General features: G+C 53.3%; 22 protein-coding genes. 6 read left to right on the top strand and 16 right to left on the bottom strand.

The genetic code is table 11. From position 1 onward, the window contains the following. Positions 1-4 precede the first annotated feature (4 nt). The 5 genes from JCM12308_RS16205 to JCM12308_RS16185 form a co-directional block, all read right to left on the bottom strand. Complete coding sequence (locus JCM12308_RS16205) at positions 5-2893, bottom strand: EAL domain-containing protein (RefSeq protein WP_054784448.1); 2889 nt, start codon at positions 2891-2893, stop codon at positions 5-7. A gap of 102 nt (positions 2894-2995) precedes the next feature. Next, the gene (locus JCM12308_RS16200; protein WP_054784447.1) at positions 2996-3643 is read right to left on the bottom strand and encodes a GNAT family N-acetyltransferase; all 648 of its coding nucleotides are present in this window, start codon (positions 3641-3643) and stop codon (positions 2996-2998) included. A 64-nt stretch (positions 3644-3707) separates the two neighbouring features. Next, positions 3708-4979, bottom strand: a complete 1272-nt coding sequence (locus JCM12308_RS16195; protein WP_054784446.1) for a M16 family metallopeptidase — start codon at positions 4977-4979, stop codon at positions 3708-3710. Then, positions 4979-6385: a threonine synthase gene (gene thrC, locus JCM12308_RS16190; protein WP_054784445.1), complete on the bottom strand. Its 1407-nt coding sequence runs from the start codon at positions 6383-6385 to the stop codon at positions 4979-4981. The genes JCM12308_RS16195 and thrC overlap by 1 nt, the downstream gene beginning before the upstream one ends. 190 nt (positions 6386-6575) lie before the next feature. Beyond that, entirely contained in the window at positions 6576-7169 is a 594-nt protein-coding gene (locus JCM12308_RS16185; RefSeq protein ID WP_008549821.1) for a YqgE/AlgH family protein, read from the bottom strand. A 194-nt stretch (positions 7170-7363) separates the two neighbouring features. On the opposite strand from JCM12308_RS16185, the gene JCM12308_RS16180 reads away from it, so the two are divergent. Together JCM12308_RS16180 and JCM12308_RS16175 are read left to right on the top strand one after the other, a co-directional pair. Beyond that, the gene (locus JCM12308_RS16180; RefSeq protein ID WP_208609048.1) at positions 7364-8221 is read left to right on the top strand and encodes a protein-disulfide reductase DsbD domain-containing protein; all 858 of its coding nucleotides are present in this window, start codon (positions 7364-7366) and stop codon (positions 8219-8221) included. Positions 8222-8414: 193 nt separating this feature from the next. After that, positions 8415-8900, top strand: a complete 486-nt coding sequence (locus JCM12308_RS16175; RefSeq protein WP_054784444.1) for a peroxiredoxin — start codon at positions 8415-8417, stop codon at positions 8898-8900. A gap of 71 nt (positions 8901-8971) precedes the next feature. Here JCM12308_RS16175 and JCM12308_RS32385 read toward each other — a convergent pair whose 3' ends face one another. From JCM12308_RS32385 to coxB, 9 genes are all read right to left on the bottom strand, one after another. Beyond that, the gene (locus JCM12308_RS32385) at positions 8972-9493 is read right to left on the bottom strand and encodes an SURF1 family protein (protein WP_280138391.1); all 522 of its coding nucleotides are present in this window, start codon (positions 9491-9493) and stop codon (positions 8972-8974) included. Further along, positions 9409-10041 (bottom strand): SURF1 family cytochrome oxidase biogenesis protein, encoded by a 633-nt coding sequence (locus JCM12308_RS32380; RefSeq protein ID WP_208978644.1) that lies wholly within the window; start codon positions 10039-10041, stop codon positions 9409-9411. Before JCM12308_RS32380 ends, JCM12308_RS32385 begins: the two co-directional genes overlap by 85 nt. Next, positions 10031-10426 (bottom strand): DUF983 domain-containing protein, encoded by a 396-nt coding sequence (locus tag JCM12308_RS16165; protein WP_208609047.1) that lies wholly within the window; start codon positions 10424-10426, stop codon positions 10031-10033. The genes JCM12308_RS32380 and JCM12308_RS16165 overlap by 11 nt, the downstream gene beginning before the upstream one ends. A 147-nt stretch (positions 10427-10573) precedes the next feature. Next, positions 10574-11464, bottom strand: a complete 891-nt coding sequence (locus JCM12308_RS16160; protein WP_014284313.1) for a cytochrome c oxidase subunit 3 — start codon at positions 11462-11464, stop codon at positions 10574-10576. 56 nt (positions 11465-11520) lie between these two features. Next, a complete protein-coding gene (locus JCM12308_RS16155) occupies positions 11521-12144 on the bottom strand; it encodes a cytochrome c oxidase assembly protein (RefSeq protein WP_054784442.1) in 624 nt (207 codons plus the stop codon). Between the two features lie 9 nt (positions 12145-12153). Further along, complete coding sequence (locus JCM12308_RS28355) at positions 12154-12309, bottom strand: cytochrome c oxidase system small membrane protein (RefSeq protein WP_008549643.1); 156 nt, start codon at positions 12307-12309, stop codon at positions 12154-12156. Between the two features lie 23 nt (positions 12310-12332). After that, positions 12333-13265 carry a heme o synthase gene (locus JCM12308_RS16150; RefSeq protein WP_054784441.1) on the bottom strand — a complete coding sequence of 311 codons (933 nt, stop codon included), beginning with the start codon at positions 13263-13265 and terminating at the stop codon, positions 12333-12335. A gap of 140 nt (positions 13266-13405) precedes the next feature. Further along, positions 13406-14998, bottom strand: coding sequence for a cytochrome c oxidase subunit I (gene ctaD / locus JCM12308_RS16145; protein WP_008549500.1), 1593 nt, complete (start codon positions 14996-14998; stop codon positions 13406-13408). A gap of 82 nt (positions 14999-15080) precedes the next feature. Further along, positions 15081-16004, bottom strand: coding sequence for a cytochrome c oxidase subunit II (coxB, locus tag JCM12308_RS16140; protein WP_008549512.1), 924 nt, complete (start codon positions 16002-16004; stop codon positions 15081-15083). A gap of 592 nt (positions 16005-16596) precedes the next feature. On the opposite strand from coxB, the gene JCM12308_RS16135 reads away from it, so the two are divergent. Next, complete coding sequence (locus tag JCM12308_RS16135; protein ID WP_050773929.1) at positions 16597-17079, top strand: invasion associated locus B family protein; 483 nt, start codon at positions 16597-16599, stop codon at positions 17077-17079. A gap of 89 nt (positions 17080-17168) precedes the next feature. Here JCM12308_RS16135 and JCM12308_RS16130 read toward each other — a convergent pair whose 3' ends face one another. Further along, positions 17169-17747, bottom strand: coding sequence for a DinB family protein (locus JCM12308_RS16130; RefSeq protein ID WP_054784440.1), 579 nt, complete (start codon positions 17745-17747; stop codon positions 17169-17171). 193 nt (positions 17748-17940) lie between these two features. On the opposite strand from JCM12308_RS16130, the gene JCM12308_RS16125 reads away from it, so the two are divergent. The 3 genes from JCM12308_RS16125 to tldD all read left to right on the top strand — a co-directional run bounded on the left by JCM12308_RS16125 (position 17941) and on the right by tldD (position 20844). Beyond that, positions 17941-18558: a LysE family translocator gene (locus JCM12308_RS16125; protein WP_208609046.1), complete on the top strand. Its 618-nt coding sequence runs from the start codon at positions 17941-17943 to the stop codon at positions 18556-18558. 139 nt (positions 18559-18697) lie between these two features. Next, entirely contained in the window at positions 18698-19303 is a 606-nt protein-coding gene (locus JCM12308_RS16120; RefSeq protein ID WP_208609045.1) for a LysE family translocator, read from the top strand. A 116-nt stretch (positions 19304-19419) separates the two neighbouring features. Further along, positions 19420-20844, top strand: coding sequence for a metalloprotease TldD (tldD, locus tag JCM12308_RS16115; RefSeq protein ID WP_008550088.1), 1425 nt, complete (start codon positions 19420-19422; stop codon positions 20842-20844). Positions 20845-20909: 65 nt separating this feature from the next. Here the strand turns inward: tldD and JCM12308_RS16110 are convergent, their stop codons facing one another. After that, complete coding sequence (locus tag JCM12308_RS16110; protein ID WP_054784439.1) at positions 20910-21659, bottom strand: transglutaminase-like domain-containing protein; 750 nt, start codon at positions 21657-21659, stop codon at positions 20910-20912. Between the last annotated feature and the right edge of the window lie 55 nt (positions 21660-21714).

Here is a 21714-nt window from a genome sequence, read left to right as displayed (position 1 = left end):
CGTGTTAGCTTTGATTGCTACGGTCCTGCTGAGCGAATTGCTCTTTCAGCATGCGGCCAGCTTCAGCAGCGCGCATTGGCTGACCGAAGTGGAAGCCCTGCACGTACTCGCAGCCCAGCTGGAAGAGCTCCAGCGCATCGGACTCAGTTTCAGCGCCTTCAGCAACCACTTCCATGCCAAGGTCATGGCCCAGTGCCACGATGGTGCGCAGGATGACAGGGCGCGCGCTCTGGCCGTTTGGACGGACGAAGGACTGGTCGATCTTGATGGTGTCGAACTGGAAGCGCTGCAGGTAGCTCAGAGATGAGTAGCCGGTGCCGAAATCATCCAGAGACAGACCAGCACCCAGACCTTTCAGGCGCTCCAGAACCTGCACAGAGAATTCCGGGTTCTGCATGACCAGAGACTCAGTCAGTTCCAGCTTCAGAGAGCCAGGTGTGAGCGCGGTGCGTGCCAGAACGGCCTTCACATCGTTGATCAGATCAGGTTTCAGCAGCTGGCGACTTGAGATGTTTACGGAAACAAACAGCGGAAGAGCGTGTTTGAACTCGCGTTGCCATTGTGCCAGCTGACGTGCGCCTTTTTCCATCACGCGCAGGCCGAGCTCGTTGATCAGGCCACTTTGTTCAGCAACTGGAATAAACTCGGACGGCGGGATCAGGCCGCGGCTTGGGTGTTCCCAGCGCGCCAATGCTTCGAAGCCTGCTGTGGTCTTATCAGACAGACGCACGATTGGCTGGAAGACAACCTTAATCTCGTCTTTCTCAAGAGCAGAGCGCAGGTCGTTGTCCAGAGCCAGCGTATTGCTTGCTACTGGCTTCAGCGTTGGGCGGAAGATCTCGATACGGTCACCGCCGAGGCGCTTGGCGTGGTTGAGAGCAATCTCAGCATCGCGCATCAGATCCGTTGCCTTTTCAGGGCCACCATCAAAGATGGAAGCGCCGATGGAGGCTGTCAGGAACACTTCCTGATCGCCAAAGGTGACCGGTGTGCGCAGAGACTTGCGCAGCTCATCTGCGAAGGAAGCAATGCGGGTTGCGTCCTGCTCGGAGATCATGAGCACCGCAAAGGTGTCTGCGGAGATGCGAGACAGGGAGTCCTGCGGCTTGATCAGACGAGACAGGCGACGCGCTGCGGTGAGCAGCATGGAGTCACCCGCGGTCTGGCCAATGCTGTCATTGACCTGCTTAAAGCGGTCGAGATCGATCAGGATCACAGTTGGGTTGCCGCTGCCTTCTGCTCTGGAGCGAGCCAGCGCAGCAACGAGGCGATCCATGAACAGTTCGCGGTTAGGCAGGCCGGTGAGATTGTCGTGCACGGCATCGTGCATGAGGCGCTCTTCAGCGGTCTTCTGCGAGGTGATGTCGAGCAGCGTACCAACGCAGCGGATCACTTCACCATCAGAGCCGAGTACCGGACGGGCGCGCATTTTGAACCAGCGATAATGGCCGTCTTCTCCACGCAGGCGGAATGCTTGATTGACGCGGCCACGGCGGTGGTCGATCACAGCATCCAGAGTGCCACGGAACAGATCACGATCCTGCGGGTGCAGGATTTCGAGCCAAAGGCGCGCAGGCCCATCCAGAAGGCCCGGCTTGATGCCAAGAGCTTCTTCAAGGCCGCCGCTGGTGTGGATCTTGTCGCGATCTACATCCCAGTCCCAAATGATGTCGCCGGAGCCTGTCAGAGCCAGAGCACGGCGCTCAACATCGCTCACCACGGAGTGGGAGAGACCGGAGCCAGCAAAGGCGTGCTGCATGACTGTGAAACCAAGCAACAGAACGAAGAGAACGAGACCCCCTGCCAGAGCTGGCTGCACCAGATCGCTCTGCAGCATGCCAGTTGTTGCCATCCATGCTGCAAACAGCCAAGCGAGGAACAGGAACCATGTTGGCAGCAGCATAATCGCGCGCTCAAACCCGCGAACGGTGAGCATCAGAATGACGCCGAAGCCGGAGATCGCGACACCGCCCATTAGGATACGAGAGATACCCGCAGCGATGGTTGGATCCCAAAGAGCCAGACCAAACAGGCTGATCACGGTGATGAACAGGCCAATTGCGAGGTGCGTGTAATGAATGTGCCAGCGGTTAAGGCCGAGATAGGCGTAAAGGAAGACCACAAGGGCGGCTGTCAGACTGATCTCCGCGACCGCTCGATAAAGCTGGTCATCCCCCAGCGTTCGCCCGAAGACCAAGTTCCAAAAGCCGAAGTCGATACACAAGTAGACCAGAACAGCCCACGCAAGCGCTGCAGTTGCCGGGAACAGGACGGTTCCCTTCACCACAAACAGGATGGTGAGGAACAGAGCCAACAGGCCTGCAATACCAAGCACAATACCACGGTAAAGCGTGTATGCGTTGATGTTGTCCTTGTAGGCCTCAGGCTTCCAAAGTCGGATTTCCGGCAGGCTTGGGGTGTTCACTTCAGCGATGAAAGTTACGTTGGCGCCCGGATCCAGCGTGATGCGGTAGATGTCGGCTTCGGTGCTGCGCTCGCGGATTGGCGGGATGCCCTGACTTGGTGTCAGGGAAACGATGCGGCGCTGACCAAGGTCCGGCACAAGCACACCACCGCCGGTCATTTTGTAGTACGGCGCAACAAGCAAGCGATCGATCTGCTCCTCACCAGGATTGGAGAGCGCGAACACAGCCCAGGAGCTGGCGGTATCATCAACGGAGCGCACCTCAATGCGGCGGACGATGCCATCAGAATCCGGAGCGGTGGAGACCTGAATGCTTTTACTGGTGTTTGGATAAATATCGACAGAGCCGGTCAGATCGAGTGCATCAACGTCCTTCGGGACGACAATCGCCTCCAAAGCTAAAGCTTGTGATGCAACCACAATGAGCAGGAGAGCGCTTAACAGAACAGCCTGAATAACGTTCTGCATGCGCTGACAATAAGTCCCTGACACCGGCTTCTCCACGATAACGAAAAATTAACTGAATTCCTTGCCAAGATCATTACATCGTCAAGGCGCCAGTTTCATGGTTCAAGCATGTGTTACAGGCAATTTATCCCCATCTGCCTCTGATTGTGGCAGCACTTTGGCTGGTAAAGGCGCAGAATCCCGGATTTTGCCAAACAAAATATGGTCTTGCCACATTCCGTTGATGAACAAATAGGAAGGTGCGTAACCCAATTCAGAGAATCCGACCTTTGTTAAAAGTGCTCTGGAGACTTCATTGGAAGGCAAGCAGGCTGCTTCTATGCGGTGCAGATGCAGATCATTGAAGCAGAAGCAGCAGACCCGTGTGACCGCCTCTTTCATGTACCCACTGCCCGCAAACTGGGCGCCCATCCAGTAGCCCAATGAGGCTGCCTGTGCGACACCGCGGCGGACATTGGAGAGGTTCAGGCCACCCAGCAGCTCATCCGTATCCCGATTAAACAGGAAGAACGGATAATGAGAACCCTCGCGGATGTTGCGATTGTAGCGGCGAATGCGTTTGCGAAAGGATGCCTTGGTCAAGTCATCCGCTGGCCATGTCGGTTCCCACGGCTGCAGAAAATCTCTGCTGCGTGCGCGAAGATCAGCCCATTGGGCAAAGTCAGCCATAGATGGTGCGCGAAGATAGAGGCGTTGGGTGGTCAGTGTCGCAAGGGACTGGGGAGATGTGCTTGTTTTAAAAAATGACACAGCTTCTCTCCCCTCTAAATTAGAGCTCCATTATGCAGAAAGCGCAGCCTGAAATGCAACAGGCTTATGCCTTGATGCCAGCCAAACGCTCTTTTAGTTCAGCATAATTTAGCATAGGTGCCTTCGGCCCAACCTTCACAAATGTTGGATTGTCAGTGGCAAACAGCTTTTCAGCCAGCACCTGTAATCGATCCGCAGTAACAGCGTTAAGGCGCTTCTCCAGCTCTTCGATCGCAACCGGATGACCGTAGATCATCACCTGACGCGCCAGCTGTCCAGCACGAGCTGCCGGGCTTTCCAGAGCCATCAGCAAGCCGGAACGCAGCTGTGCCTTTGCACGAGACACTTCCTTCTCAGAAACACCTTTTGCAATCTCTTTCAGCTGATCCACGAGCACTTCTGTCAGTTCAGCCGCATCTTCCGGACCGGTTGCTGCATGCACGCCGAAGAAGCCGGTATCCGCGAAGGCCCAATGGAAGGCATAGACAGAGTAGCAAAGGCCACGCTTTTCGCGCACTTCCTGGAAGAGGCGTGAGGACATGCCACCGCCAAGGATGGAAGCCAGCACCTGAACGGCGTAATAATCTTCGTGCTCGTAAGGCAGGCCTTCGAAACCGAGGATGATCTGCAATTCCTGCAGGTCGCGCTCAATCGCGCCTTCCCCGCCCACATACTGAGCCAGATTGTCTTCATCCGGTGCAGAGTTGGAAAGCTTGGAGAAGTTGGCTCTTGCCAGATCTACTAGCGCTTCATGTTCTACAGCACCTGCTGCGGCGAGTACCATGTCGGACGCGGTGTACTTGCGTTCAACGTACTGGCGGATGGCATCAGCGGAGAAGCCGTTTACGGTTTCCGGAGTTCCAAGGATCGGGCGACCAAGCGGCTGATTTGGCCATGCGGTTTCCAGCAGAACATCAAAGACCTGATCATCAGGTGTGTCCTGTGCGGCGCCAATCTCCTGAAGGATAACGTGTTTTTCGCGGGCGAGCTCATCAGCATCGATGATGGAGTCCTGCAGGATATCGGAGAGAATATCCAGCCCCAGAGGCACATCATCGGCCAGTGTACGCACGTAATAATTTGTATGCTCAACACTTGTGGAGGCATTCATCTCGCCGCCAACGGCTTCGATTTCCTCGGCAATCTCGCGGGCATTCCGCTTGGTGGTGCCTTTGAATGCCATGTGTTCAAGCAGGTGTGTGATGCCGTTCTCCTGCTCGCCTTCTGAGCGGGAGCCAGCTTTCACCCATACCCCAAGAGCCGTTGTCTTGAGGTACTCCATTTGATCAGTAACTACAGTCAGGCCATTTTCTAGTTTTGTTAGTTTGACCGCCATTAAACGCCTGCTTTCACGGCACGTGCACTGCCTTCAACGAATTTCGCAACTTCCAGAGCATCTGCCGGAAGAACAGAGAATTTCTCTTCGCGTTCCATCAGATCAGACAGGTGGGCTGGCAGGTCAGGATGGATACCTGATGCACTTTCTACTGCCGCCGGGAACTTTGCCGGATGCGCTGTTGACAGCACGATCATCGGAGTTACGCCGTCATTGTGCTCTTTGGCTACATGGATTGCGACCGCTGTGTGCGGGTCAAGCAAGTAACCGCTTTCTTTGAGCGTATCAGTGATGGTCTGTGCAGTGTCTTCTTCACTTGCACGACCAGCAGAAAACTTCTCCTTGATAAAACCTAGGGCTTTTTCGGAGAGAGTGAAGCCGCCGGACTGCTTGAGGCTGTCCATCTGGCTCTTCACAGTGGCGCTGTCCTTGTCGTTCGCCGCAAACAGCAGGCGCTCGAAGTTGGAAGACACCTGAATGTCCATGGAAGGTGCAGTGGTTGCCACCACGCCGCGTGTCTCATAGCGACCGGTTTCCAGCGTACGAGCCAGAATGTCGTTGGTGTTGGTCGCGATCACCAGCTTTTCAATTGGCAGACCCATCTGCTGTGCCACGTAGCCAGCGAACACATCACCAAAGTTGCCGGTTGGAACGGTGAAGGACACTTTGCGGTGCGGTGCGCCCAGAGATACTGCGGAGGTGAAGTAATAGACCACCTGCGCAACGATACGCGCCCAGTTGATGGAGTTTACACCAGACAGGCCAACACGCTCGCGGAAGGAGAAGTTGTTGAACAGATCCTTCAGGATGCCCTGACAGTCATCAAAGTTGCCTTTGATTGCCAGTGCGTGGATGTTGTCTTCCTTCGCAGTGGTCATCTGACGCTGCTGAACAGGAGAGACACGGCCCTCCGGGAAAAGAATGAAGACGTCGGTGCGCTCGCGGCCGCGGAATGCTTCAATCGCTGCACCACCGGTGTCGCCGGAAGTTGCGCCAACAATGGTTGCGCGAGCGCCTTTCTGCGCAAGAACATAATCCATCAGGCGACCAAGCAGCTGCATTGCAACGTCTTTGAATGCAAGCGTCGGGCCGTGGAAGAGTTCGAGAACGTATGTGTTTGGAGCTGTCTGGACGAGAGGTGTAACTGCCTTATGCGCAAAGCTGGCGTAGGCTTCGTCAATCATCTGCTTCAGATCATCGTGCGGAATGGAGTCGCCAACGAATGGCGCGATCACCTTGAGCGCAACCTCGCTGTAAGGCTTTCCAGCAAATCCTGAAATTTCCTCAGTAGATAATTGAGGGAACTCTTTTGGTAGATACAAACCGCCGTCGCGTGCCAATCCCGTGAGCAGCACCTCAGAAAAATCGAGTTCTGGTGCATCGCCGCGCGTACTTACATATCTCACCGTTACATCCCTTCTCGCTTAACCTGAATCAGAGTAGTTTCGTGCCGTACCCTATTGGTATTCTTCAGGTTTTCAGCTGGAACCCAAACACAGATTCCCAAATCAGTCGCATTTGTGTTTCAAGTGCGCACAGGGAAATAGCAGAAATTTTAAGAAGTTGCACGGCGAAATCTCGTTTAGGCACGTAAGATCATGCGTGACCAATGTCGCTGGACAGCATTCCCGGATCGATACCAAGAATTTCAAGAGCATTGTGCCACTTCTGATCGCCTTCACCTTCAAAGATCAGTGAAGGATCTGTTTGGCAGGTGAGCCAACCATTGGCCTGCAACTCTGCCTCAAGCTGACCGGGCGCCCAGCCTGCATAGCCAAGTGCCAGAAGGGACTTCTTGGGGCCTTTACCTGCTGCGATGGCACGCAACACCTCTACGGTGGCTGTCAGGACAACCCCCTCTTCAATCTTGAGGCTGGTTTCTTCCAGGAAGTAATCATCGGAATGAAGAACAAAACCACGACCAGCATCAACCGGGCCACCGCGGTACACTTTGCGGTCAGCAATGTCGATCGCCAGTTGGTCATCGTCTTCCTCATCAATGATGTTCAACTGACCTAAAAGTTGCCCAAATGTGATGTTAGGGGCCGGCTGGTTGAGCACAATCCCCATCGCACCCTCTTCAGAGTGAGCGCACACGTAGATGACGGAATGGGCAAAACGGCCATCCTCCATTGTGGGCATGGCAATGAGATATTGTCCGTCAATGTAACCCGGTTTTTCACCAGACATGTTGGGGGCGCTCTCCTCATGCTTCGAACGGATTGCCTCTTACTTGAGTGTAGAGGCAATTATATTATAGGTACTCACGGATTTTTCCGGTGATCAATGATCAGTGAGAAAAACATGGGATTGTTCACGGATCATTGATTGTCTGAGAGGCAATCTTAATGGGAATTCGAAAAGGGACCGTTTAAATAGACTCTATGATTTCTAGATTCTTCAAATCGACCCTCATCGCTGCTGCGGTGCTGTCCGCCTCTGTTTTAAGCGCCTTGTCATCAAGTGTGTCTGAATGGGTAATTGTTCAAGGTGGTGCTGTCCGTCTTATTCGTGCGAGCGAGCCAACACCTGATGGCCTGTATCGCGGCGGGATTGAATTTCGCCTTGAAGAAGGCTGGCATACCTACTGGAGATACCCGGGTGAAGCCGGTATCCCGACAGAAGCCAGCTTTGTTAATTCAGTCAATATAGCTAGCGCGGAGCTGATGTTCCCGGCGCCCAAGGCTTACTCTGACGGATTTTCCACATCTCTGATCTATTCAGAGAAAGTAGTGCTGCCTGTGCTGCTCAAACGGATGGACGATGCACGTCCGGCCATTTTGAATGCGAACCTGACCTTTGGCATCTGTAAGGATATCTGCATTCCTGGGCAAGCTGAGGTTTCTCTCGTTTTTCCAGCAGCAACCATGAAAGATGAAGTTGCCGACAAGCTGGTCAACGATGCGTTTGCGCAGGTGCCAATTGCACAAGGTGATCTGCCAAGCCAGTTTCCTGAGATCAAGGTTGTTGGTGAAGGCAAAGAGCGCCAGATTGAAATCAGCGCGAAAGTGCCTGCCAAAGAAAAAGCCCCAGAGCTTTTTGTTGAGGGCCCTGCCGGCTCCTACCATGGTGTGCCAAAGCTGACTTCTGTGAAGAAGGGCAAGGCCCATTGGACGCTGCCTTACATTGGTCTGCCCGAAGATGTGAGTGAGCTTGAGCTGCGCCTGACGCTTGTGACCAAAGACGGAGCCTTCGAGGAAACGCAGAATGTCTCTGTTCCTCAAACCACAGCTTCAAACTAAGCTTTTCTAAGGGCTTTAGTTGTATTTGCGAAACGAAGAGCTCGCGGCTACAACTAGAGCCCGTTTCTTTTCAGATGCAGACCTTAAGTTGAAGGGTCTGCTATGTTGTCATCCAGAGTCCTGAGCGTATCTGATCTGAAAGCCCAAGCACTTTCAAAGGTACGCCTCAAGCGAGCAAATTGGGGAGTTTTCCATGGTCATTCAAGTGGGCGATAAGCTGCCAGCTGTAACTTTCAAAACCATGAGTGCAGATGGTCCAGTTGATGTCACCAGTGAAGAGCTGTTTGGCGGTAAAACTGTGGTGCTGTTTGCAGTTCCGGGTGCATTTACACCAACCTGTCACCTGAACCACCTGCCAGGCTTCATCGACAATGCAGAAGCCATTAAGGCCAAGGGTGTTGAGACCATCGCTGTGGTTTCCGTGAACGACGCTTTTGTGATGAGCGCATGGGCACGTGACACTCGTGCAGATGACAAGATTCTGTTCCTTGCAGATGGTAGTGCGGACTTCACAAAGGCAATCGGCCTTGAGTTGGATGCATCAGCATTTGGCATGGGCATCCGCTCCAAGCGCTACTCCATGATTGTGAAGGATGGCGTGCTGTCTTCCCTCAACATCGAAGAGGCTCCAGGCGAAGCAACAATTTCTTCTGCTGAGAATATTTTCTCTCAGCTTTAAGGGTCTCAGCCCAAAAACGTTTAAGGGGAGCCATGCTCCCCTTTTTTGTTGCTCTTCCGAAGAACTTAAAGCTACCTGCGAGGTCGACGAGCAGCATCCGAGATCATCTTGTAACGATCCGCTTTTCGCTTCTCTTCTTCCGCGTCGTAGTCGTCGTCTTCATCCTCATCATCGTCTTTCACAACCGGCTTATCCTGATTGAACCAAGCCTTGATCAGGAATGCGAAATAGACGCCCACCAAGGTGAGAGCCAGCCCTGCCCACGTGAACGCGTATTGCAGGTGGTTGTTGGAGAACGTCATGCGCGTTTCACCCGCCTGCGGCAGATCACCGGCGACGCTAACTGTCTCCTGCAGGTCAATGGTGTATGGCGCAGTCTGATCAGCCAGCATGCCCATGGCTTCTGCCATGGCCTTTGGCTCGCGAACATACCATTCATTGGTGCTCAGGTTTGGCTCAGCTGAGAACATACTAGCCACTTCAGCACGGCGTGCGAGACCTGTGATGGTCATCTGACCCCGCGGTGGAGCAGAGCCCAGACGGGTGCTGAAGTCCTTGCGATCAATCGGGACGAAGCCGCGATTGACCAGCACAGTCCATCCATCATTGGTGATGAACGGTGCGTAGACGAAATACCCCTGTCCTCCCAGCGGCCTTTCGGCTTAGTCAATGTATCGAAGTAGAACAGCTCACCAATGATGAATTGTCCTGAGACTTCGACTGGCATGTAGTCGATCTCGTCGCTGGACAGCTCTGCCCAAGAGCCTGGTCCGGGTGCGGCGACAGGCGCTTCTTTTGCACGCACCTCAGCACGTTCGATCAACGCGACCTTTTGGTCTAGCCTATCAAACTGCCACAAGCTCAGATTTGCCAGAATGGCAAGGCCGATTGCAGCGCACAGGTGCAGGATCCAGTAGCGCTTCAGAAACGGTATGAGTCTGGACTTGCTCGCGTCAGCATTTCCAGCCTCTTCATCGTCATGTTCTAATTGATCATCAGTCACGGCGTTATCTTTATTTTTTTTTGTGTGTTGTGATGGGTTTTCCGGAACCGGCTCAGGTTCCTCATGCCATTCGACATCGTTTTTGCGCGCAGGCTTTGCATCAGGTGATACATCGCCAACCTCCCTCTCAGCGATCATCAAGTTTTCCTTCCGCTGCATTGTTCTTGTACTGCAATGCGATCAACAGGCCCTTGAGAACACGCAGAAGCGTTACGCTCAACACCACGGTGACGGGTGCCCATATGATCATATGCAGCCATAATGGTGGTTGATACGCAAACTCGACAAACAGCACACCACCAACAAGAATAAACCCCAGAATGAGAATGGCAAAGACTGCTGGTCCATCTCCAGAATCTGCAAAGTCATAGGTCAGACCGCATCTGGAACAGGACGCCCGTAGTTTCAGCAGGCCCTGAAACAATGGCCCCTCCCCGCATCGTGGACACTTTCCGCGTAGACCGGCGGACAATGGATTGGCGGGAAGGCCTTGAAAGGCCTTTGTCTTTTTCCTCTCACTCATGTGGAGCCTCGGATCCAAGGGTGCCCGTGAGAACGCACAGCAGACACCTAGGTCATATACATATAGAAAAGGCGGCTTGCGCCGCCCTTATCTTTTTCGATTTTTTTGGCCTGAGATCCAGACCTACTCCTGGCTAATGCCGGCTGCTTAGCCGCCCCAGATGTAAACTGCTGCAAACAGGAACAGCCAGACCACATCCACGAAGTGCCAGTACCAGGCAGCAGCTTCAAAGCCGAAGTGCTTGGTGGTGGTGAAGTGGCCAGCCAGAGCGCGGAACATACACACAGCGAGGAAGATGGTGCCCACGATCACGTGGAAGCCATGGAACCCGGTCGCCATGAAGAAGGTTGCGCCGTAGATGTTCTCAGAGAAACCGAAGGCTGCGTGGGAGTATTCGTAGGCCTGACAAATGGTGAAAATTACACCGAGGACTACGGTTGCAATCAGACCCCACTTGAGACCCTCGCGATCACCATGAACCAGAGCGTGGTGCGCCCAGGTCACTGTTGTACCGGACAGCAGCAGGATCAGGGTGTTCAGCAGAGGCAAGTGCCATGGGTCGAAGGTCTCGATGCCCTGTGGAGGCCATACGCCACCAGTGTGCTCAACACGGCCAAACTGTGCTGCTTCGCCTGCGAACAGGGATGCATCAAAGAACGCCCAGAACCACGCCACGAAGAACATAACTTCGGACAGGATGAACAGCAGCATGCCGTAACGCAGGTGCAGAGACACAACGCGGGTGTGATGACCCTCGCGGGACTCGCGCACAGTGTCACGCCACCACATAAACATGGTGTAGAGAACAATTGCCAGACCAATGGCAAACAGCGCCCAACCGCTTAATGTGAAACCGATAGGCTGAAAGTCAGTCCAGCCTTTCCAGTAGGAAAGGTCTAACGAAAAGTTGATACCGCCTTCGCCCATCCGCATAAACGCAATGGCACCAATTGCCATAACCAACGCTCCAACAGACCCGATAAAGGGCCATGGGCTTGGCTCGATAATGTGATAATCGTGGTTCTTCGCACCAGCCATATCTTTCTCCCCATTTCAAAAAGGTCGCTTCTGCTAAAGCAGATCCGTCTCGCGACCTAAAGCTTGTCAGTGGCCGCGTCGCTTGGAGAAGCCACTGCAGCTGTTTCTTCCTCGCCGTCTTTCGGCAATTCAAAAAAGGTGTAGGACAAGGTGATTTCCTTGATGTTTTTCAGGCTTTCGTCCTTGTCCAATTCCGGATCGATGAAAAACACGACCGGCATATCGATTGACTCTCCTGACTGGAGCGGTTGCTCGGTAAAGCAGAAGCAATCAATTTTGTTGAAGTAGCCCCCTACTTCAAAAGGGGCCACATTGAAGGTGGAGGTTCCGGTTGAAACCTGCTGCGCAAGGCTTTTGGCTTCGTACATGATCTCAGTCATCTGACCGAGCTTCACGCGAACCTTCTTCTGTTTCGGTTTGAAGTCCCAATCCAGACCCGGAGCGACGTTAGCGTCAAAGCTCACGATGATCTCACGATCGAGAATTGTTTCGGATGCCTCTTCCGCACGCTGGGTGGTTCCGCCATAGCCCGTCACCTGACAGAAGAGCTGATAAAGCGGGACAGCAGCGAAGGACAGACCAACCATTCCGAAGAACACACCAGCGCAAATCACGGCAACGGTTGCGTTGCTGCGTTTCGCCTTTACCTGTTCTGCAGTTTCTGAGTTTTGATCAGTCATCAGCGTCTCTTACAGCGGGCGATCAATGATGCCCGGGCCGAGCTTTACGATGGTGACGACGTAAAACATAGCAACCAGTACAGCCAGAGTGACTGCAAGCGCCACAGAACGGCCGCGACGGGTCTTGATTTGCTCTTCAGAAAGAACTGCTTTTTGCTTGCTCATTTTCTTCTCTTTCCTGTTGTGCGTTAGACCGGACCAATCATGTTCTCAGCGAGCAACCCTGCGAAAATCAGCATGAGATAGAACAGTGAGAACTTGAAGAGAGACATTGCTGCTTTCTTGGCTGCATCACCTTCGCGCACTTTCCAGACGCGGATTGCGTAGCCAAGGAACACCAGACCAAGGATCGCAGAGCCAACACCGAAGAAGGCGGATGCGAAGCCCAAGAAGTATGGTGACATACCAACCGGCAGAAGCAGCAGGGAATAGAGAACGATCTGATGACGGGTTGCGGTTTCACCAGCAACGACCGGCAGCATAGGGACACCGGCTTCCTGATAGTCGCCGTTTTTAACCAGCGCCAGTGCCCAGAAGTGCGGAGGTGTCCAAGTGAAGGTGATCATGAACAGCGCGATGCTGACCAGAGTAACATCGCCAGTGACCGCAGCCCAACCAACCATTGGAGGGAGCGCGCCAGCTGCGCCACCGATCACGATGTTCTGCGGTGTGCTGCGCTTGAGCCACATTGTGTAGATGACAACGTAGAAGAAAATGGTGAATGCCAGCAGGCCAGCTGCGACCCAGTTTGCGACCAGACCGAGTGTCAGGACGGAACCGAAAGAAAGCACCATGCCGAATGCAAAGGCTTCTTCGCGCGTGATTTTACCTGCAGGGATCGGGCGTTTTTTGGTGCGGGACATAACAGCATCAATGTCTGCATCCCACCACATATTCAACGCACCAGATGCACCGCCACCAATAGCGATGCAGAGAATAGAAATGAAGCTGAGGAATGGGTGCTGGTTGCCCGGCGCCATGACAAGGCCAACAGCTGCTGTGAACACAACAAGGGACATTACCCGCGGCTTGAGCAGCGCGATGTAATCAGAAACGCTGCCACGACCGCCCAGATCGGTAACGTCTTCCTGAAGTCCTTGAGTCTGATCCAGCATTGTCATGCCTGTACCTCTGTCGCGATAGAGAAGCCTGTGCTGTTTTCAGCGTTCTTGGCTTCATTCCCGGAACATTGGAGCACTTCCGGGTCTTGTGCTTCGGCTAGCACCGGGGGCATTGGCCGCCCCCGGTAATCTCAGGCCAGTTACTTGATCTTTGGAAGGATCTCGAACTGGTGGAATGGAGGAGGTGAAGACAGTGTCCATTCCAGAGTGGTTGCGCCCTGACCCCATGGATTGTCGCCAGCTACACGCTTCTTGAGGAATGCATCAGCAACACACCACAGGAAGATGAGCACGCCAATGCCGGAGATGTAGGAACCATAGGAGGAAACCATGTTCCAGCCAGCGTACGCATCCGGATAGTCAGCATAACGACGTGGCATACCAGCAAGACCAAGGAAGTGCTGTGGGAAGAACACCAGGTTCACGCCGATGAACATCACCCAGAAGTGCAGGTTACCGAGGAACTCGGAGTACATGTAACCGGAGATTTTTGGGAACCAGTAGTACCAGGCTGCGAAGATCGCGAACACAGCACCCAGAGACAGAACGTAGTGGAAGTGAGCCACAACGTAATAGGTGTCGTGCAGAGCGCGGTCGAGACCTGCGTTTGCCAGCTGAACGCCGGTTACACCACCAACGGTGAACAGGAACACGAAGCCGATTGCCCAAACCATTGGCGTGCGGAACTCGATGGAACCACCCCACATGGTCGCGATCCAAGAGAAGATCTTAATGCCGGTTGGAACCGCAATCACCATGGTCGCGAACAGGAAGTACGCCTGAGTGTCAGCAGACAGACCAACGGTGAACATGTGGTGCGCCCACACGACGAAGCCAACAACACCAATCGCCACCATCGCGTATGCCATGCCGATGTAACCGAACACTGGCTTATGGGAGAAGGTAGAGATGATGTGGGAGATGATGCCGAATGCTGGCAGGATCAGGATGTACACTTCAGGGTGACCGAAGAACCAGAACAAGTGCTGGAACAGGATTGGGTCACCGCCACCAGCAGCTTCAAAGAAGGTGGTGCCGAAGTTACGGTCTGTCAGAAGCATGGTGATCGCGCCAGCCAAAACAGGCAGGGAGATCAGCAGCAGGAATACAGTCACCAACACCGCCCACACGAACAGTGGCATCTTGTGCATGGTCATGCCTGGGGCACGCATGTTGAAGATGGTGGTGATGAAGTTGATCGCGCCAAGAATGGAGGATGCACCTGCAACATGGAGTGACAGGATTGCAAAGTCCATTGCAGGACCAGGCTGACCTGAGGTGGACAGCGGAGGATAGATGGTCCAACCACCGCCAACACCGTTTGCACCTGGAGGCCCTGGTACGAACAAGGACATGAGCAGCAGGATGAATGCTGGTGGCAGAAGCCAGAAGGAGATGTTGTTCATGCGCGGGAACGCCATATCAGGCGCACCGATCATGATCGGAACAAAGTAGTTCGCGAAACCACCGATCAACGCTGGCATAACCATGAAGAAGATCATGATCAGCGCGTGCGCTGTGGTGAACACGTTGAACATGTGCGGATCTGCGAAGTACTGCATTCCCGGTTCTTGCAGTTCCATACGCATAACGATGGAAAGAAGACCGCCGATGATGCCAGCCATGATCGCGAAGATCAGGTAAAGGATACCGATATCCTTGTGGTTGGTGGAGTAGACCCACCGCACCCATCCGGTTGGATGGTCATGTGCATGCGTTTCAGACGCAGACATAGTTGTGCTCCCTCGTAAAGTTCTTGCTCGTATGCGCAGCAGCCCTTGACGCGCGCATACTCGGCTAAATCAGTGGTCCCGATTAACGGGACGCAACCTTCACGTCGGTGGCTGCGGTGGCAGCAACCTTCTTCTCATCAGCAATCAATTTTGCGAGAAGTGTGTTCGCTTCGTCGATGTCGGACTTCGCAGCTTCGGCCCAGGCCTGGTACTGCTCTTTGGTCACGACCTGAACGGCGATTGGCATAAACGCGTGGTCCTTACCGCAAAGCTCAGAACACTGGCCGTAGAACATGCCGGTGTTATCAGCACGGAACCAGGTTTCGTTGAGGCGATATGGAACGGCGTCGATCTTGATGCCAAATGCAGGAACAGCAAATGAGTGGATCACGTCAGCTGCTGTCACCTGAACACGCACGGTGGTGTCGACTGGAACAACGATGTTGTAGTCCGTTGCAAGGAGGCGAGGAAGTTCTGCGTCTGTCAGGCCTTTTTCAGCCATGATGCCAGCGCGCTCGTCGTCCTGAATCATCAACGCATCAAAAGACACGTCTTCCATGCCTTCGTCGGCATATTCATAACCCCAGTACCACTGGTAGCCAGTCGCCTTGATGGTCATTTCGTATTCAGGGATATCAAGCTGCTTGAAGAGCAAACGGAAAGACGGAACTGAGATCATCACCAGAATGAGGATTGGAACAACGGTCCAGACAACCTCGATCATGGTGTTGTGTGAAGTGCGAGATGGCGTTGGGTTCGCCTTCTTGCGGAACCGGATCATCACAACAAGCAGCAGAATTGCTACAAATACTGTCACGCCGGCCATAATGATAAGGGTAAAATCGTTAAACCAGCGAATGTCTTCCATCACTGTTGTCGCCGCAGGCTGCATACCCAGCTGCCACGGCGTTGGCTGTGCAGCACTGGCCGCACCTGCCATAAAACCCGTCAGTCCAATTGCTACAATCGCAGCAACGGCCGCCAGGTGATGCTTCAAGAGCTTCATCACGTCTTGCGCTCCCTGTCCCTCTTAATGCCGCCGAAACGGCAATCCTCTTCTTGTTCACGCACGTGGGGTGCCCACTTTGGCCCGTCCGACCAGTCCTCACACCTGCGTGAATCCCTGCGACATATTAACCCAATAAGGTTTCTACGCGATTCCCCTTAGGTTATAGCGACTATAAGTCGCAGTATCATTTGACTTTGATCAATGTGGGTGACAAAAAACATAAGAAATCCGCAGATGCAATGGGATTTTGAGCCCGCTCTGGTGTTTTCACCTAGTTACTTTCCCCTATAAAGAAAATCGATCATTTCTATCCACGCGTCTAATTTCACACACCAAATCGTCACTTTATCGGCAAAAAGGATCGTTACCTCGGCGTGAACAAAGTGAGTCGGAACCCTCCTTCCCCGTCAGTTAAGTGGACAGCGAATAATGCCAGTTTGCGCTTTGACATCAGGAGCGGTATTCCAATATTTTAGGGAAGCACCCCTCGCCGGCTGGTTGAGGAGACAGGCACTGCGTAGCCAGTGAACTGGAGGAAGGTTTTTTGAAGCAGTTTTTACGCACGCTGACTTTAACAGTTGCGATGACAATGGCGGGCACCGTCGGGTTTTCCGGTGCAGGCTATGCGCAACAGGCACTCGGCGAACTGAAGGGCGAGTTTGGTGATTGGCAGCAGCGTTGCGCCACTTCTCCGGGATCCAACGTCGAGCAGTGTGCTCTTATTCAAAGCGTTACAGATTCTGCGCGCGATACCGTGGGCCTGACAGCGATCATTCTTAAGACGGCTGACCAGCAAGCAACCGTTTTGCGCATTCTCGCTCCACTGGGCGTTCTGCTGCCTATGCAGCTTGGCCTGAATGTTGATGGCAAAGATGTTGGCCGTATGCCTTTCATCCGCTGTCTGCCAGCTCCAAGCGGCTGTGTTTCTGAAGCGATGTTGGAAAAAGACCTGATCGACAAGCTGACGAATGGCCAGACTGCGACCTTTATTATCTTTGAGACACCAGAAGAAGGTATCGGTATTCCGATTTCCCTGACTGGTTTGAAAGAAGCGATTGCGGCTCTTCCATAAGCCCTCGCTCCTCTAAAAAGTAAGCTGAAAGCCGATGTGATGTTAATCGCTTCGGCTTTTGTCTTTTCAGAGCCGCAAAAATACCGTTTTTAGCCCTTCTGCTTTTCAGGCTCTGGCCAGATATCTGCCTCGGTAAAGCCCAAAGCTGCAAAATCGTCTTTTCGGGCGGCCTGTTCCATCTCATTCCCCAAGAAGAACTCGTCCAGCTGCGGAGGTTTGACGGAGGTTCCGCTCAGCATGGCATGCACCTGTCCGCGGTGGTGGATCTGATGCTGGAAGAGGTGCAGTAGAATTCTGTCTGCCTGTTCTCTCATCGGTTTGTCATCTCGTAGCAGGAGCATTCGCGAAAGATCAGATAGTTCCAGAGCTTCAACAAGACCAATCAGCTTGGTATCGCTCTTTCTTTGCGCTTCGAAAAGCGGTGCGAGTTCGTCGAATGGGTATTCAGGATCGAAAGCACGGATGCCGAGTGGGTTTCCTTCCAGAGCGCTGACATAGAACCAGTCAACGGTGAGGATGTGGTTCAAGCTCATCAAAATGGAGGGGAAGAAGCTGGTTCGCTCTGCGGTCAGCTCCTCTTTTGTCAGGTTTTGACAGCTGCTCAGGAGCCTGTAGTTGGCCCAGGCGTTGTTCCTTGCCTGCGCTTTAAAGTATTGAAGTGTCATCATTACATTATCTTATTGCATTGAAATAGAACGCTATCGAACCGAGAGCCCTCTTAGTTTTCCTAAAAAGGTGCGGGCCGGGCAAAGGGTTTTTGCACCCTATATTCGATAGGCAGTTTTTTATGAAGGCACATTCTGATTGATTGCGGCTACATCGGCCCGTCAGAACAGAAAAACAGCCCCTTGCAGGTGAGCCTTGCCCATAGCGCTGCATGTCTATATCGCGTTTGTTGTCACGACATTAATGATCATGTCCGTGCCTGACGCCAGCAAAATGCTGATCCTTTCCAGATCCGCATCCGGTGGCACTTTTGCTGGGCTCTTTACTCTTATTGGCGTGAAAGCCGCTGAAGCCATTCAGGTGATACTGGTCTCCTTCGGGCTTTCCTGGCTGATTGTGAGCTATCCTTATGTGTTTGAAGTTGTGACCGTTTTGGGGGCAGCCTATCTGATTTATCTGGGCATCCGCAGGTGGCGGGCTGCGGATGGAAAAATCAAGGAGCCCAGCGGACAAGGTTCAGACTTTCTCACCGGTTTCACCATCAGCATTGCCAATCCTAAAACCCTCATCTTCCTCGCAGCTCTGTTTCCTCATTTCCTCAATCATACTCATCCCGTTGATGGCCAGTTTGTTCTTCTTGGTACCACTTTCCTGCTCATCGCCACTTGTCTGGACTTGCCGCTCGTTCTTGGTGGTGGGCTGGTTGAGCGCCTGATCCGGTCGCCGCGGATTGAAGACATTCTGAAGCGGTTTAACAGCGGTGTGCTTTTGACGGCGGGTGTTTTTCTGATGGGCCTGCTGGTTTTCAGATGAAACAGAGAGCTTGCTTAAAACTCTCGCAGAAATCCCAAGGGTTTGATTGCGGAACTTATGCATGTTGGGAGCATCTCCGTGCAGCAGTTTGCTCTGCGCCAGCTGCCTTCAGGAACATCACGTCGGGTATTGGATCCAGATGATGACTATCAGCCTTTATCTTGGGTTTATTGCTGCAACCTTCATACTGCTTGCCATTCCCGGCCCTAACATAATGATGATACTGGCGAAATCGACACGAGAAGGCACAGCAACCGGGTTGATTGTCATGGCTGGCATGACCATCGCGCAGGCGGTGCAGATACTTGCCGTTATTCTGGGTCTTTCCTGGGTGGTGCGCACATATCCTGATGCTTTTGAGATCATTCAGCTGGGTGGTGCCGCCTATCTGATCTTTCTTGGGATCACCAGCTGGCTGCGTGCCGGGCGGCATGACAAGATCGAGAGCCATGGGCGTAAGCACTTGAAAATCGGTTTTCTGGTTGGTCTTTCCAATCCGAAGTCACTGCTGTTCATGGCAGCTTTCTTTCCGCAGTTTATCGACAAGGCCTCCCCTCCAGATCCGCAGCTTGCTCTTATGGGCGCGACTTATCTGGTGATGGCGGTTTTGATTGATGGGTTGATTGCTATTCTTGGCGGGTATTGGCGCAACTGGATGTCTGCGCCATCGGCCAAGTTCAGGCTTGATCGAGTTTCTGGTGCGGTTCTGGTTTGTGCAGGTTTGGTGCTTGCCTTCCTGCACTAACCCTCAAATACTTGGGAGCGATGGGCTTCCCTCCCCCTTTATTGACGAGTAAGCCTTGAAAGTGCACGGATTGTTCGCCACAACAGAGCAAATCCATTTATTTCGGAGTTTTACCCATGAGCGATAAACCGATTGATCTTCTCCAGACCTCAGGACTGGACGAGGAGACAGCGCGCCAGATCACTGCGGCAGCGCTGAAAGGCGCCGATGATGGGGAACTTTATTTGGAGTACAGCCAGAACGAAGGCCTGGTGTTCGATAATGGACGCCTGAAATCTTCCAGCTTCAGCACCGGTCAGGGCTTTGGCCTGCGCGCTGTTGTTGGTGAAGCCTCTGGCTATGCCCATTCCGACGACATTTCCGAAGCAGCGTTGAAACGTGCGGCTGATGCTGTGGCGTCCGTGCAAAGCGGACATTCCGGCACGTATGCAGCACCGCCAACCCGCACCAACCAGAAGCTCTACACGGATGAAAATCCGATCGGCAGCCCAACTTTTGCTGAGAAGGTTCAGCTGTTGCAGGAGATTGATGCCTATGCGCGGGCGAAAGACCCACGCGTTCAGCAGGTAACTGTTTCTTTGGCTGGCAGCTGGAAGACCGTTGATATTTTGCGCGCTGATGGGCACCGCATTCGCGATGTGCGCCCGCTGGTTCGCCTCAACGTTTCCATTGTGGCCGGTGATGGCGACAAACAGGAATCTGGGTCCTACGGCTCTGGTGGCCGCGAAGGGTTTGGTGAGTTTGTGGCAGAGACCAGCTGGCAGCATGCGGTTGATGAAGCGCTGCGTCAGGCTCTGGTCAATCTGGAAGCGATCCCGGCTCCGGCGGGTACGTTTGATGTTGTGCTTGGCAACGGCTGGCCGGGCATTCTGCTACATGAAGCCGTTGGCCATGGTCTTGAGGGAGACTTCAACCGCAAGAAGACCTCTGCTTTTGCTGGTCTGATGGGTCAGCAGGTGGCCGCGAAGGGCGTGACGATCGTTGATGATGGCACCATTGCCAAGCGTCGCGGCTCTCTTTCCGTTGATGATGAAGGTACGCCAACGGGCCGTACGACACTGATCGAAGATGGTATTCTCGTTGGGTACATGCAGGATCGTCAAAACGCACGTTTGATGGGTGTTGAGCCGACTGGTAATGGCCGCCGTGAGTCCTTCTCACATCAGCCACTTCCACGCATGACCAACACCATCATGGAAGCCGGTGATAAAGACCCAAAAGAGATCATTGAGAGCCTTGAGGATGGTATCTATGCCGTTTCCTTTGGTGGTGGTCAGGTTGATATCACTTCTGGCAAGTTCGTGTTCTCTTGCACAGAAGCTTACCGCGTTCAAAACGGTAAGATTGGTGCCCCAGTGAAAGGTGCGATGTTGATCGGTAACGGTCCTGATGCTCTGACACGTGTTTCCATGATTGGTAATGACCTGAAGCTTGATCCGGGTATTGGTACTTGTGGCAAGGCTGGTCAGGGTGTGCCGGTGGGCGTGGGCCAGCCAACCATGCGCATCAATGAGATGACTATTGGTGGCACAGCGACCTGATTGGTTTCAGATCATTTTAAGAATTTTAAAGGGGCAGTGATGCCCCTTTTTCTTTGCGGTCCGCTTTAGTCTCGCAATGGGATAGCTGGCACTTTGCCGGCACGGATGCGGTTGGTTTTCCAGTTCATCACATGACGAATGCCGTTTTCATAAAGCACTTTCATCACTGGCGAAAACGCCTGCATATGCTCTGCATAGAAGTCATCGGGACTGTCGTAGGTTCCGAAATCATTGTTGATGCCGGTTTTCTGGATGTAGGTGTCTTGTCCCTGCCAGTCGACCTGAGGCGCACTGAGGCAGTTGGTGCCGACACCGTAACCACACAGGGATTGGCGGCTTGGGGCAAACTCCTTTTGCAGCGCTGTCAGAAAGGCCTCATCCAGAATAAAGCCCTCCAGATTGATCCAGCGATCTTCCAGCCAGATCTCCACCCAGGAATGCAAGATGTTCTCAGGGGCGATTTTGTAAACAAGCTCCGGCACCACACCACGCTGCAGCTCCTTATGGATGGTGAAGCCGTGCAGGCGGCAAGGGATACCAACTGCGCGCATCAGGGCCATGAGCAGTGTGCCCTTGGTGTTGCATTGACCGATACCATCAGCGAGCACCTGACTGGCAGGGATATTGTCGGCCTTGTTGTAGCCGAACATGATTTCATTGCGGACAAAATCATAGACAGCGCCTGCCCGATCAAAAGGTGATAAGTCCTTCCATTTACGTTGATCTACAAGCTTACGGATGGTTGGCGCCCGGAAGTTTAGCAGTCGGGTTTCCTTGAGCAGGACATCTAATTGAGTGTTCGGTTTATCCAGCATTTGCGCCTCCAATCGAGAATGAATCGACTGTAAAGGCTCTAGTCACTGTAGGTTC

It is taken from the genome of Pseudovibrio denitrificans JCM 12308 (assembly GCF_001310815.1).
GTDB classification, from domain to species: Bacteria; Pseudomonadota; Alphaproteobacteria; order Rhizobiales; family Stappiaceae; genus Pseudovibrio; species Pseudovibrio denitrificans.
This window is presented reverse-complemented; position numbering and strand designations above follow the sequence as displayed.

Excerpts from the sequence above, each read along its gene's own strand:
- JCM12308_RS28355 (WP_008549643.1), bottom strand. The coding sequence starts at position 12,309 with ATGAGCAAGCAAAAAGCAGTTCTTTCTGAAGAGCAAATCAAGACCCGT.
- JCM12308_RS16175 (WP_054784444.1), top strand. The coding sequence starts at position 8,415 with ATGGTCATTCAAGTGGGCGATAAGCTGCCAGCTGTAACTTTCAAAACC.
- JCM12308_RS16160 (WP_014284313.1), bottom strand. The coding sequence starts at position 11,464 with ATGGCTGGTGCGAAGAACCACGATTATCACATTATCGAGCCAAGCCCA.
- JCM12308_RS16130 (WP_054784440.1), bottom strand. The coding sequence starts at position 17,747 with ATGATGACACTTCAATACTTTAAAGCGCAGGCAAGGAACAACGCCTGG.
- JCM12308_RS16195 (WP_054784446.1), bottom strand. The coding sequence starts at position 4,979 with ATGGCGGTCAAACTAACAAAACTAGAAAATGGCCTGACTGTAGTTACT.
- JCM12308_RS16135 (WP_050773929.1), top strand. The coding sequence starts at position 16,597 with ATGGCGGGCACCGTCGGGTTTTCCGGTGCAGGCTATGCGCAACAGGCA.
- JCM12308_RS16150 (WP_054784441.1), bottom strand. The coding sequence starts at position 13,265 with ATGACAATGCTGGATCAGACTCAAGGACTTCAGGAAGACGTTACCGAT.
- JCM12308_RS16110 (WP_054784439.1), bottom strand. The coding sequence starts at position 21,659 with ATGCTGGATAAACCGAACACTCAATTAGATGTCCTGCTCAAGGAAACC.
- JCM12308_RS16205 (WP_054784448.1), bottom strand. The coding sequence starts at position 2,893 with ATGCAGAACGTTATTCAGGCTGTTCTGTTAAGCGCTCTCCTGCTCATT.
- JCM12308_RS16185 (WP_008549821.1), bottom strand. The coding sequence starts at position 7,169 with ATGTCTGGTGAAAAACCGGGTTACATTGACGGACAATATCTCATTGCC.
- JCM12308_RS16165 (WP_208609047.1), bottom strand. The coding sequence starts at position 10,426 with ATGAGTGAGAGGAAAAAGACAAAGGCCTTTCAAGGCCTTCCCGCCAAT.
- JCM12308_RS16155 (WP_054784442.1), bottom strand. The coding sequence starts at position 12,144 with ATGACTGATCAAAACTCAGAAACTGCAGAACAGGTAAAGGCGAAACGC.
- JCM12308_RS16120 (WP_208609045.1), top strand. The coding sequence starts at position 18,698 with ATGATGACTATCAGCCTTTATCTTGGGTTTATTGCTGCAACCTTCATA.
- JCM12308_RS16180 (WP_208609048.1), top strand. The coding sequence starts at position 7,364 with ATGATTTCTAGATTCTTCAAATCGACCCTCATCGCTGCTGCGGTGCTG.
- tldD (WP_008550088.1), top strand. The coding sequence starts at position 19,420 with ATGAGCGATAAACCGATTGATCTTCTCCAGACCTCAGGACTGGACGAG.
- JCM12308_RS32380 (WP_208978644.1), bottom strand. The coding sequence starts at position 10,041 with ATGATCGCTGAGAGGGAGGTTGGCGATGTATCACCTGATGCAAAGCCT.
- ctaD (WP_008549500.1), bottom strand. The coding sequence starts at position 14,998 with ATGTCTGCGTCTGAAACGCATGCACATGACCATCCAACCGGATGGGTG.
- coxB (WP_008549512.1), bottom strand. The coding sequence starts at position 16,004 with ATGAAGCTCTTGAAGCATCACCTGGCGGCCGTTGCTGCGATTGTAGCA.